At 70.1% G+C, this 11,752-nt stretch carries 8 protein-coding genes; 3 read left to right on the top strand and 5 right to left on the bottom strand.

What is annotated here, in order from left to right; genetic code table 11:
- Positions 1–421 (top strand): GNAT family N-acetyltransferase (locus ACWDS7_RS41190; protein ID WP_451933709.1); only part of this gene is annotated, 421 nt, incomplete at its 5' end.
- Positions 422–563: 142 nt separating this feature from the next.
- Complete coding sequence (locus tag ACWDS7_RS41195) at positions 564–1,355, top strand: alpha/beta hydrolase (protein WP_451933710.1); 792 nt, start codon at positions 564–566, stop codon at positions 1,353–1,355.
- Here ACWDS7_RS41195 and ACWDS7_RS41200 read toward each other — a convergent pair.
- The 3 genes from ACWDS7_RS41200 to ACWDS7_RS41210 form a co-directional block, all read right to left on the bottom strand.
- Complete coding sequence (locus tag ACWDS7_RS41200) at positions 1,333–3,348, bottom strand: molybdopterin-containing oxidoreductase family protein (protein WP_451933711.1); 2,016 nt, start codon at positions 3,346–3,348, stop codon at positions 1,333–1,335. The two genes, ACWDS7_RS41195 and ACWDS7_RS41200, sit on opposite strands and share 23 nt — an antisense overlap.
- A 76-nt stretch (positions 3,349–3,424) precedes the next feature.
- The gene (locus tag ACWDS7_RS41205; RefSeq protein WP_451933712.1) at positions 3,425–4,975 is read right to left on the bottom strand and encodes a M28 family metallopeptidase; all 1,551 of its coding nucleotides are present in this window, start codon (positions 4,973–4,975) and stop codon (positions 3,425–3,427) included.
- A 303-nt stretch (positions 4,976–5,278) separates the two neighbouring features.
- Positions 5,279–5,716 carry an RpiB/LacA/LacB family sugar-phosphate isomerase gene (locus tag ACWDS7_RS41210; RefSeq protein WP_451933713.1) on the bottom strand — a complete coding sequence of 146 codons (438 nt, stop codon included), beginning with the start codon at positions 5,714–5,716 and terminating at the stop codon, positions 5,279–5,281.
- A gap of 73 nt (positions 5,717–5,789) precedes the next feature.
- Between ACWDS7_RS41210 and ACWDS7_RS41215 the strand changes: the two genes are divergently transcribed.
- Positions 5,790–8,216 (top strand): lysylphosphatidylglycerol synthase transmembrane domain-containing protein, encoded by a 2,427-nt coding sequence (locus ACWDS7_RS41215; protein WP_451933714.1) that lies wholly within the window; start codon positions 5,790–5,792, stop codon positions 8,214–8,216.
- Positions 8,217–8,334: 118 nt separating this feature from the next.
- Here the strand turns inward: ACWDS7_RS41215 and mgrA are convergent, their stop codons facing one another.
- Both mgrA and ACWDS7_RS41225 read right to left on the bottom strand, forming a co-directional pair.
- Positions 8,335–9,363: an L-glyceraldehyde 3-phosphate reductase gene (gene mgrA / locus ACWDS7_RS41220; RefSeq protein ID WP_451933715.1), complete on the bottom strand. Its 1,029-nt coding sequence runs from the start codon at positions 9,361–9,363 to the stop codon at positions 8,335–8,337.
- Positions 9,360–11,420 carry a S9 family peptidase gene (locus tag ACWDS7_RS41225; protein ID WP_451933716.1) on the bottom strand — a complete coding sequence of 687 codons (2,061 nt, stop codon included), beginning with the start codon at positions 11,418–11,420 and terminating at the stop codon, positions 9,360–9,362. Before ACWDS7_RS41225 ends, mgrA begins: the two co-directional genes overlap by 4 nt.
- Positions 11,421–11,752: the final 332 nt, after the last annotated feature.

Consider the following 11,752-nt stretch of genomic DNA (forward strand, 5'->3'; position numbering starts at 1 on the left):
AGAGGACGTCCCGCTGATCGTGGGCATGATCGCCGACGACACCATCTCCGCCGCCCGCACCGGCGACTTCGGTGCCGAGCACCGCGCCGCCTTCGAGGCCATCGACGCCGACCCCAACAACGAGCTGATCGTGGCGGAGCTGGACGGTGAGGTCGTGGGCACCATGCAGCTCACCTACATCCCGGGCATCTCCCGCCGGGGGGCGCTCCGGATGCAGATCGAGGCGGTCCGGATCGTCTCCACCCTGCGCGGCAGGGGCCTGGGCCGCCAGATGATGGAGTGGGCGGTCGAGCGCGGCCGGGCCCGCGGCTGCGCGCTGGTCCAGCTCACCACCGACAAGGCGCGCAAGGACGCCCACCGGTTCTACGACTCCCTCGGCTTCGTCGCCTCCCACGAGGGGTACAAGCTCGCGCTGAGCTGACGGCTCCGCTCACGTCGACGGGCTCCGCCCCGCGCCGACAGAATCCGTCCACGTCGACAAGATCCGCTCGCGCCGACAGAATCCGTCCACGTTGACAGAATCCGTCCGCGCCGACAGGGAGAGCGAATTGACGAGGACAGCGATGGGACGACACGCGTTGGGCCTGGGGGCACTGGCCGTGCTGCTGGCGGCCTGCGGGAGCACGGCCGGCGGCCAGGCCGACGGCCCGGCGACCGCGCAGCCCGGGCCGACCCTCACCCGGAGCACCACCCCCACCCCCGCCGCGAGCCCTGTCCCCAGCTCCACCGAGAGCTCCGCCGAGGCGGGCATCGACGGCTGCGTCACCGAGAAGACAGGCGAGCTCTTCGAGTACAAGCGCGGCGGCACCACCACCAAAGGCGTGATCATGGGCAAGGGGCCCGTGGGAGTGGTCGTCTCCTACGAGCGTCAGGGCACCGTGTGCACCTGGCTCCCGCTGGCCGACCGGCTGGTCGCCGCCGGACACCGGGTCCTGCTGTTCGACCGGAACAACACGGCGGCCCCCGAGGAGGACACCGTCGCGATGGCCGGGCGGCTGCGCAAGGCGGGTGCGGAGAAGGTGTTCCTGGTCGGCGGATCGATGGGCGGACGGGCCTCCCTGCTCGCGGCCGGAGAGCTGAAGCCCCCGCCGGCCGGGGTCATCAGCATCTCCGGGACGATCCAGCCGGGGGAGGTCGACGAGCTCAGGGCGCCCTTCCTCCAGGTGACCGGGGACGCCGACCCCGACGCCCCGCTCGACATGCTGCAGGTCGTCTACAACGAGGCCGTGAAGTCAGCCGACCGCCAGCTGCTCGTCCTCTCCGGCGGGGACCACGCCAGCCGGCTGTTCACCGGCGACCAGGGGCCGAAGGCGCTCCAGGCCGTCGTGGCCTTCATCGAGAAGCACAAGGGCTGAGCTCGACCAGGTTGTCGTGGTAGACGGCGCCCCGGCCCATGTCGGCGTCGCGCTCGTCCACCACGGCGTTCACCGTCGCGCCACCGGGGCTCAGCTTGCGCCAGTGCCCCTTGGCGGAGGCCACCACGCCGGGCCGTACCCGGTCGCTGATCTCCACCACGGCCTCGAACTCGCCGTTGTCGTTGAACACCCGCGCCGGCTGCCCGTCGCTCAGCCCCCGCTGCGCGGCGTCAGCCGGGCTGACCAGGATCCGGGGCCCCTTCGAGCGCCGCAGCAGCTCGGGGTTGTTGCCGAAGGTGGTGTTGAGGAACGTGTGGGAGGCCGGGGTGATCAACGCCAGCGGGTACGGGCCGCGCCCGGCGGAGGCCGTGTGCGGGGGGACGTAGGCGGGCCCGGAGCCGAACTCCAGCCTCCCCGAGGGCGTCGGGAAGCCGTCGGCGAAAGGCGTGAACGGCTGCGGCACGTTGAGCCGGACCCAGCCCTCCTTACGCAGCCGGTCGACCGTTATGCCTTCCAGCGACGGGTGCCCCGAGGCGAGCAGCTGCTCGGCCAGCTCCAGGTCGGAGTCGTACAGCGACGGCTCGGTCAGGCCCATGTGCCCGGCCAGGCGCCGGAACGTCTCCATGGTGGACAGGCACTCGCCCGGCGGCTCGACGGCCGGCTCGTTCCACATCAGATACATGTGCCCGTAGCCCGCGTGCAGGTCGATGTGCTCGGTCTGCATGGTCGCGGGCAGCACGATGTCGGCGTAGTCGACGGTGTCGGTCGGGAACTGCTCCATCACGACGGTGAACAGATCCTCGCGCAGCAGCTTCTCGCGGACGCGGTTCTGGTCGGAGGTGGAGCCCATCGGGTTGGCCGCGTAGACCCACAGGCACTTCACCGACTCGTCCAGCCCCTCGGCCAGCCGGGTCATCGTGAGCTGCCGGACGGGCCGGGCGAGCAGGTCCTCGCGCGTGTCGATGTTCAGGTGGATGTGGCCGCTGGTGGAGTAGGCGATCCCGCCGCCGGGGCGGCGCCAGTCACCGGTCACGCCGGGGATGGCGGCGATCGCGCGCATCGCGGTGCCGCCGCCCGCGTGCCGCTGGAGGCCCATCGTGGCGCGGATGCCGGTGGGCCGGGTGTGCGCCAGCCGTACGCCCAGGGCGCGGATGTCGGACTCGGGCAGCCCGGTGATCTCCGCCACGCGCTCCGGAGGGTGGCGCAGGATCTCCTCGCGGAACCCCTCCCAGCCGCTGGTGCGCTCCTCCAGGTAGTCGCGGTCCTCCATCCCCTCGGCCAGGACCACGTTCAGCAGGCCGAGCGCCAGGGCCGCGTCGGTGCCGGGCCGGATCGGCAGGTGCTCGTCGGCCTGCTCGGCGGTGCGGGTGCGGACCGGGTCGATCGCCACCACGTGCGCTCCGGCCGCGCGGGCGTCCTGGATGAACTTCCACAGATGGTGCCCGCTGGTCAGCGTGTTGGTGCCCCACAGCAGGATCAGCTTCGACAGGGCGAACGTCTCGGGGTCCATCCCGCCGGGCGTGCCGTTGGTCCGCGCCAGCCCGACGTTGCCCGCCGTCGAGCAGATGTTCAGGAAGTGCTTGGAGGCTCCGAGCACGTTCCAGAACCGCCGGCCCGCCGCGCCCTCGGACCCCTGGATGTAGCCCAGCGTGCCGGTGCCCAGATAGGGCCAGATCGCCTCGCCGCCGTGCTCGTCGATGATCCCGCGCAGCCGTACGGAGATCTCCTCCAGGGCCTCGTCCCAACTGATCCGCTCGAACCGGCCGGACCCCTTGGGGCCCACCCGCCGCATCGGATGGAGGATGCGGTCGGGCGCCCGGGTGTGCTCAAGGTAGCGGTTGACCTTCACGCAGAGCGCGCCGCGCGTGTAGGGGTGGTCGGGGTTGCCGCGCATCTTGACGGCCTTGCCGTCCTGGACGGTCACCACCCATGAGCACGTGTCCGGGCAGTCCAGCGGACAGGCGCCCAGGACCCGAAGTTCATCCTGAGACATGCCCCCGACTTTAGCCGCGCGTGTGAAAGGGGGACACGGCCGGTCCGGCCGCGTCCCCCCGCCCGATCGGCCGGTGTCACATGGGGACGTCCTCGTGGTCGTGCCCGAGACCGCCGCCGCCGGTCCCCGGCCGGCTGCCGCTGGGAGCGCCGCCGCCGGGCAGGTCGCGGCTGTGGGCGTAGACGAACGCCGCCGTCGCGATCGCGCCGGTGTTCACCGCCAGCGCCTTGTCGTTGATGTTGGCGATGGTGTCGCACACCTGGTGGTAGCACTCGTCGTAGGCGGCCCCGGCCTCACCGCCGAACCTGGCGGCCTCCTCGGCCGTCTTGACGCCGTCGGCGCCGGTGAACAGGCCGCCGGAGGGGATGCCCACCTCGATGAAGGGGCCGTAGTCGGAGCGGCCGGTGAAGTCGGTGCCGGTGTACGGCTGGCCGAGCTTGGTGAAGTACGTCTCGAACAGCTGCTCGATCTTGTCCGAGCCCGCGGGGCCCGCCGGGGCGCCGGTCGCGTCGGAGTCGTCGCCGTCGTAGATCCCGAAGATGTGGTTCGGCGAGGCGATCATGTCGAAGTTCAGATACAGCTTGATCTTCGCCTTCTCCTCGGCGGACAGGCCGGCCACGTAGTGCTTGGAGCCGAGCAGACCCAGCTCCTCGGCGCCCCAGAAGGCGAAGCGGAGCTTGTTCCTGGTGGGCACGGGGTTCGCCTTCAGCGCCGTCTCCAGGATGCCCGCGCTGCCGGAGCCGTTGTCGTTGATGCCCGGCCCCTCGGTGACGCTGTCGAGGTGGGAGCCGAGCATGACGACTTTGTCCGGGTCGCCCCAGCGGCTCTCCGCGAGGACGTTGCGCGTCTTGCGGTGCGGGTCGCTCTCGGTGTCGGCCGTGAGCGTCACCGTCGTCCCGGCGGCGGCCAGCTCGTTGCCGACGGCGAAGGTGGTGCCGACGACCGGGATGTGGGTGGTGGGCGCGTTGAGCGTGCCGGTCAGCAGGATCCGGCGGTCGTTGGGGCCCTCGCCCGGCTGCCCCTCGTTGAAGATGATCACACCGGAGGCGCCGGCCGCCTCCGCGAGCTCGGCCTTGACCTGGAAGTTGCAGGTGCCGCGCTGGAGCAGGGCGATGTTGCCCGGGGTGAACCCGGCGAAGTCGCTCGCCTCGCAGCCGGAGCTCGAACTGGGGGTCGGGCTCGGCGGCAGGACCAGGTCCACCCCCTGCACGGTCCCCGTGGCGTTGCCCGAACCGGAGTAGGTCATGGTCCGGAAGTCCGTGTTGCGCACGTAGGTCTTCGCGGCGGGCGAGATCCGGTTGAGCACGGTCCTGGTGACCTCACGGAAGAACGGGAACTCGAACTCCTGCAGGGTGACCTGGTATCCGGCGGCACGCAGCTTGCCCGCCACGTAGTCGACCGAGGCCTCGTGGCCCGGGGTGCCCGACGCCCGGGTGCCGCCGTTGGCGTCGGCGATCTGCTGGAGCTTCACCAAGTGCTGCTTGACGGCCGGGGCCTTGACCGACCGGCTGAACGCCTGGGGGTCCGGCCCGGCGGCGACGGCCGGAGTGACGGAGATCACGGGCAGGGCCATGGCCGAAGCCGCGGCGATCGAGGCCAGCAGGCCCTTGTGGACGCGTGCGCGCATGCAAACTCCTCTAGCACTGGCAAGAGTGGAGCAGGAAATCCCCCGCGATCGCGATAAGACGGACGGTAGTAGGGGTAATCGCGATCTTTAAAGACCGGCTCCACATTTGTTATCGAGCGGAGTCGAATCAGCCTTCGGGACGTTCTCCGGCCCACCTGACGGTCGTGGTGTCGTGGGCGTGAGCGCGTGCGGCCGGGGGCCGCCGGGTGCGGGAGGACCGCGGCGGCGGTCCGGCTGCAGCGCATGATGATCAGCTTTTCAGGCCGTCGCCCGGACGGGCCACCATCGCCGCAGGTCCGAGAGTCAATTCTCAATCTCGGATAGGTAGGCGATGTTCGCCAGGTCGGTCTCGTCGGCGCTGGCGCCGCCCGAGAACCAGGCGTCCAGGATCTCCTCCAGCAGCGGCGCCGACGTCAGCCGGAGGCTGACGGCCAGCACGTTGGCGTCGTTCCAGCGCCGGGCCCCGGCCGCCGTCGCCGCGTCCACGCACAGGGCCGCCCGGATCCCCGCCACCTTGTTCGCCGCGATCGACGCCCCGGTCCCCGTCCAGCAGCACACGATCGCCTGGTCCGCCACGCCCGAGGTGACGTCCTGGGCGGCCCGGGAACAGCACCATGCCCAGTCGGCGCGCTCGTCGGCCAGGGCGCCGTGTGTGATCACCGTGTGGCCTCTCTTCCGGATCTCAGGTATCAGGATGGGAGCTATACCGTCGAGACTGTCGGAGGCCAGTGAGATACGCATGCCTCCGATTGTGGACACTGGAAGAGAAGATCGGTGACGCACCTGTAATGCGGAACGTGCAGAATCGCTGGCGGTGACGAAAATCAGAGAACGCGGCAGAGTTTCGCCCGCCAACGACAAGGGGTCGTCGACGGGCGACGATTCCGTCGTGCTCGTCGTCGAGCCGCTGCTCCCGCAGCGGATCCGCAGGCCGTCCGATCTCCTGCGCTTCCTGGCCACCCTGATCGTGCTGGTGGCCGTGGTGCTGCTGGCGCTCGTCGCCAAGAAGACGCTCAACGGCCTCGAAGGCGACGTCATCGACGGCACGAACCGGGCGCCGTTCCTGCTCAGCGGCCTGGCCGGGGTGCTGAGCGGGGCGGCGATGCTGGGCGTCCCCATCGCCTACGCGATCGAGCGGGTCTTCCACCGTGACGGCCTCCGGGTGGCGGAGGGCCTGTTCGCGGCCATCGCCGGGATGGTGCTGTCCTTCGCGCTCGGCGAGTGGCTGCTCAGCGCCGGCCCCGAGGACCTGCGCCTCCTGCTGACCGGCGGCCGCAAGGGGGTCGAGCCGCTCAACACGCTGCTCACCTCGATCATCGCCTACGTCACCGCGGTGCGGATCTCCCGCCGGCCCACCTGGCGCGCCGCCCTGTGGAGCGCGGTCGCGCTCAACGCGATCGCGCTGTTCGCCGCCACCGCCGCCACCATCCTCGGCGTCGTCGTCTCCATCCTGGTCGGCCTGGCCGTCGGCTACGCCACCCTGTACGGCGTGGGCAGCCCCAACACCCGCCCGCCGGGCAGCGCGATCGTCGCGGCGGTCGCCAAGCTGGGATACCTCCCGGTCCGGGCCCGCAGGCTCGACGACGACCACCAGAGCAGCCGGCGATACGCCATCGGCCTCAAGGACGGCACCCGCCTCGACGTCACCGTCCTCGACCGCGACCGCCAGGTCGCCGGCCTGCTCTACCGCCTCTGGCGCCGGATCCGGCTCAACACCGAGACCCGCCGCCGGGCCATCCGCTCCCTCCGCGCCGAGCTGGAGCGCGAAGCCCTGATGGCGTACGCCGCGCAGGCCGCCGGGGCCAGCACCCCCCGGCTCGTCGGCACCAGCGAGATAGGCACCGAGGCCGCGCTGCTCGCCTACGAGCACACCGCCACCCGCGCGCTCTCCGACATCCCCGACAACGAGATCGACGACAACCTGCTCGCCCAGATCTGGGAGCAGGTCCTGCTCCTGCAGGTCCAGCGGCTCGCGCACCGGCGCCTGACCGGCGACAGCATCCATGTCGACGACGAGGGCCGCGTCGTCCTCATGGACGCCCGCAGCGGTGAGATCGCCGCCGGCGACCTCCTGCTCCGCCTCGACATCGCCCAGCTGCTCACCTACCTCAGCCTGCGCGTCGGCGCCGAGCGCGCGGTCCGCGCGGCCGCCGCCGTCGCCGGGCCGAACACGCTGGCCGGCGCACTCCCGCTGCTCCAGCGGATCGCGCTCACCCGCGAGACCAGGGCCGCGCTCAGCAAGGACAAGGAGCTGCTGACCGAGATCCGTGAGCGGATCGTCGAGCTCAAACCCAAGGTCGAGGTCGAGGAGGTCCGCCTGGAGCGTTTCCGCCCGCGGACTCTCATCACCATCATCGCCAGCGCCTTCGCCGCCTACTTCCTGGTCTACTACATCACCCAGATCAACCTGAACATGATCAGCTCGGCCAAGTGGAGCTGGACCGGTGTCGCGCTGGTCGCCTCGATGATGAGCTACGTCGCGGCCGCGCTGATGCTCAGGGGCTTCGTGCCGGAGAAGCTCCCGCTGGGCCGCACCGTGCTCGTCCAGTTCGCCGGGTCGTTCGTGAAGCTGGTCGCCCCGGCCGCGGTGAGCGGCGTCGCCATCAACACCCGCTACCTGCAGAAACGCGGCATCCCTCCGGGCCAGGCGGTGGCCAGTGTGGGCGCCTCCCAGCTCATCGGCCTGGGCTTCCACATCACGCTGCTGCTGCTGTTCGCCTACATCACCGGCTCCAGCGCCGCCACGTCCTTCACCCCGTCGCGCACGCTGGTGTTCATCATGCTGGCCGTGGCCGTGCTGCTGCTGGTCGCGGTGTCCATCCCGCGCCTGCGCCGGCTGGTCACCGCGCGTATCCGGTCGCTGTTCTCCGGGGTCATCCCGCGCCTGCTGGACGTGCTCCAGTCGCCCCGCAAGATCATCGAGGGATTCAGCGGCACCCTGCTGCTGACCATCTTCTTCGTGCTCTGCCTCGACGCCAGCGTCCGCGCCTTCGGCGGCTCCCTCAGCTTCGCCGCCGTGGCCATCGTCTTCCTCGCCGGCAACGCCATCGGCTCCGCCGCCCCCACCCCCGGCGGCCTGGGGGCCGTCGAGGTCTCCCTCACGGCCGGCCTGTCCCTCTCGGGGCTCTCTCCCGAGATCGCCACCTCGGCCGTGCTGCTGTTCCGGCTGCTCACCTTCTGGCTGCCGGTGCTGCCCGGCTGGGCCTCGTTCACCTACCTGCAGCGACACGAGGCCCTGTAGCGGCCTGGGAAGGTCCCTGTGACCTTCCTGGACCCGGGGAGATCTGTGACTCCCCGGGGCCCTTCCGGGAGGCCCCCGGGGAGATCAGGCTTCGCTCCCGGGAGGCCCCCGGAGGAGATCAGGCTTCGCTGGAGCGGGACCAGATGTTGATGCCCGCCTCGACCGCGTCCTTGTCGATCGTCTCCAGCTCCTCATCGGTGAAGGACAGGTTCTCCACCGCCCCGAGGCTGTCGTCCAGCTGCCGGACACTGCTCGCGCCGATCAGCACCGAGGTGACCCGCCGGTCGCGCAGCGCCCACGCCAGCGCCATCTGCGCGAGGGACTGGCCCCGCCCCTCGGCGATCCCGTTGAGCGTGCGGATGTGGCGCATGCTCTCGTCGGTGAGCATCTCCGGGGTGAGGAAGCGCCCCAGCGAGGCCCTCGACCCCTCGGGGACGCCGTTGAGGTAGCGGTCGGTCAGCATGCCCTGCGCCAGTGGCGAGAACGCGATGCAGCCCACGCCCTCCTCCTCCAGGACGTCGAGCAGCCCGCCCTCGATCCACCGGTTCATCATCGAGTAGGACGGCTGGTGGATCAGCAGCGGCGTGCCCATCTCGCGCAGGATCCGGGCGGCCTCGGCCGTGTGTTCCGGGGAGTAGGACGAGATGCCCGCGTAGAGCGCCCGGCCCGACCGGACCGCGTGGTCCAGCGCGCCCATCGTCTCCTCCAGCGGCGTGTCCGGGTCGAACCGGTGGCTGTAGAAGATGTCGACGTAGTCCAGCCCCATCCGCTTCAGCGACTGGTCGAGGCTGGACAGCAGGTATTTCCGCGACCCCCACTCGCCGTAGGGGCCGGGCCACATGTCGTATCCGGCCTTGGTGGAGATGACCAGCTCGTCGCGGTAGCGCGCGAAGTCCTCCCGGAAGTGCCGGCCGAAGTTGCTCTCCGCCGAGCCGTACGGCGGGCCGTAGTTGTTGGCCAGGTCGAAGTGGGTCACCCCCCGGTCGAAGGCCCTCCTGAGGATGGCCCGCTGGGTCTCGAAGGGCTTGTCGTCGCCGAAGTTGTGCCAGAGCCCCAGAGAGACCGCCGGCAGCTTGAGCCCGCTCTTGCCGACCCGGTTGTACGGCTGGAGCCCGTCGTATCTGTCGTCCGCCGCGATGTAGGTCACCGGTCCGCCTTGGCTGTGTCGAGGATCCAGGAGAGGGTCAGCGCCTCCTCGCGCCAGGAGTCGTACCTGCCGCTGCGGCCGCCGTGCCCGGCGCCCATCTCCGTCTTGAGCAGGAACGGCCCGCCGTCCGCGAGGTCGCGCAGCTTCGCGATCCACTTGGCGGGCTCGTGGTAGAAGACGCGGGTGTCGTTGAGGCTGGTGATGGCGAGGATCGGCGGGTAGACCCGCCCGTCCACGTTCTCGTAGGGCGAGTAGGACTTCATGTATCCGTACACGTCGGCGTTGTGCAGCGGGTCGCCCCACTCGTCCCACTCGATGACGGTCAGCGGCAGCGACGGGTCGAGGATCGTGTTCAGCGCGTCCACGAACGGCACCTCGGCGACCACACCCGCGAACGCCTCCGGCGCGAGGTTGGCGACCGCGCCCATCAGCAGCCCGCCGGCCGACCCGCCCCGGGCGACGATCGCGCTCGACCAGCCCTCCGCCTTGAGGTGCTCGGCGGCGGCGACGAAGTCGGTGAAGGTGTTCTTCTTCTTCTGGAACTTGCCGTCCTCGTACCAGCGGCGGCCCATCTCGCCGCCGCCCCTGACGTGCGCGATGGCGAAGACGAAGCCCCTGTCGAGCAGGCTGAGCCGGGCCACCGAGAACGACGGGTCGATCGAGATCTCGTAGCTGCCGTAGCCGTACAGCACGGTGGGCGCGGGCCGCTCGGTGCCCTTCCTGACCACGATCGAGATGGGGACGCGGGTGCCGTCGGAGGCGGTGGCCCACTCGCGGAACTGCTCGTAGTCGGCCGGGTCGTAGCCACCGAGCACGGCTTTCCGCTTCAGCAGGATCAGCTCGCGCGTCCGCAGGTCGTAGTCGTAGACCGAAGGCGGGGTGATCATGCTGGTGTAGCCGAGGCGGAGCCGTTCGGCGGTGAACTCCGGGTTGCCCGCGGGCGAGACATCGTAGATCGGCTCCGGGAAGGAGATCTCGTACGGCTCGGCGCCCCCGGGCAGGACGCGGATGCCGGTGAGGCCCTCGCGGCGGAAGTGCACGACGGTGTGGCTCTGGAAGGCGTCGACGTCGAGCAGCCGGGTGTCGGCGCGGTGCTCGATCAGCGGGGTCCAGTCCCCCGGGGCGTCGAGCGGCGCGGTGGCCAGCTCGAAGTTCTCCGCGTTCTTGTTGTGCAGGATCAGGAAGTGGTCGCCGGCGTGGTCGACGCCGTATTCGACACCGGTCTCCCGGGGCCGGACGAGGCGGAACTCGCCCGTCGGGTCGTCCGCCTCGAGGATGCGGATCTCACTGGTGATCTTGCTCCCGGCCGAAAGCACGAGGTAGCGCTCGCTGCGGCTGAGCCCGATGCCGATCCAGAACCGCTCGTCGCCCTCCTCGTGGACGAGCACGTCGTCCTTGGCCTCGGTGCCGATGGTGTGCCGGTGGACCTGGTTGGGCCGCCAGGCCTCGTCGACGGTCGTGTAGAAGAACGCGGTGCCGTCGGCCGACCAGGCGCCGCCGTAGAAGATGCCGGAGATCTCGTCGGGGAGGGTCTCCCCGGTGGTGAGGTCCTTCACCTTCAGGGTGAAGCGCTCGTCGCCGGTGAAGTTGACGGAGTAGGCCAGCATGGTGCCGTCGGGGCTGACCGCGCTGGTGCCGATGGAGAAGAAATCGCTGTCTCCGGCCAGCTCGTTGCCGTCCAGCAGGATCTGCTCACCGGGGAGCGCCTCGCCCGCCTCCAGCTCCGGGGGCGCCTCACCGTCGGCCGCCACCCGGCACTGGATGCCGTACTGCTTGCCCTCCTCGGTCCGGGAGTAGTACCACCAGCCGTTCTTGCGGGTGGGGACGGTGAGGTCCGTCTCCAGGGTCCGGTCCTTGATCTCCTGGAAGATCGTTTCCTGCAAAGGCTTGAGGTGGGCGGTCGCCTGCTGCGTGTAGGCGTTCTCCGCCTCCAGATAGGCGATCGTCTCGGGGTCGTCCTTGACTGTCAGCCACGCGTAGTCATCGACCACGGTGTCCCCGTGGTGCACGCGCTCGCTGGGAACCTTCTTCGCCGTAGGCGGCGTCTGGCTGCTCACCCAGCCGAGTCTATGTTTCCCGCCGGGCCCGGCCCTGATCCCGGCGGGCTTCGCCGTTCGGTCTCAAGCGGTCTTGAGGGACTGCTAATCTTTTGATGTCGGCGAGGTCCGGCGCAAACCACTCCAATCACTCCGGTGACTTCAGCGTGGTCTGCACCGTGTTTGTCGACAATCCCCTGAAACTCGACGGTTTCAAAGATCGGTTCGCAGAGCCGCTCAGAGGCTGGTAAGTTTGAGGGGTTGCTCCGGAAACGGGGCGGCCGGAATTCCGGTAGGGCCAGCTAGATCAAGTCAAGTCGCTTCAAACGGGCGGGTTTGACACGGAAAAGCGG

This window comes from Streptosporangium sp. NPDC003464 (assembly GCF_053588315.1).

What these genes read in the sequence shown, in the direction of transcription:
- ACWDS7_RS41195 (WP_451933710.1), top strand. Translation starts at nt 564, where the DNA reads ATGGGACGACACGCGTTGGGCCTGGGGGCACTGGCCGTGCTGCTGGCG.
- ACWDS7_RS41200 (WP_451933711.1), bottom strand. Translation starts at nt 3,348, where the DNA reads ATGTCTCAGGATGAACTTCGGGTCCTGGGCGCCTGTCCGCTGGACTGC.
- ACWDS7_RS41205 (WP_451933712.1), bottom strand. Translation starts at nt 4,975, where the DNA reads ATGCGCGCACGCGTCCACAAGGGCCTGCTGGCCTCGATCGCCGCGGCT.
- ACWDS7_RS41210 (WP_451933713.1), bottom strand. Translation starts at nt 5,716, where the DNA reads ATGCGTATCTCACTGGCCTCCGACAGTCTCGACGGTATAGCTCCCATC.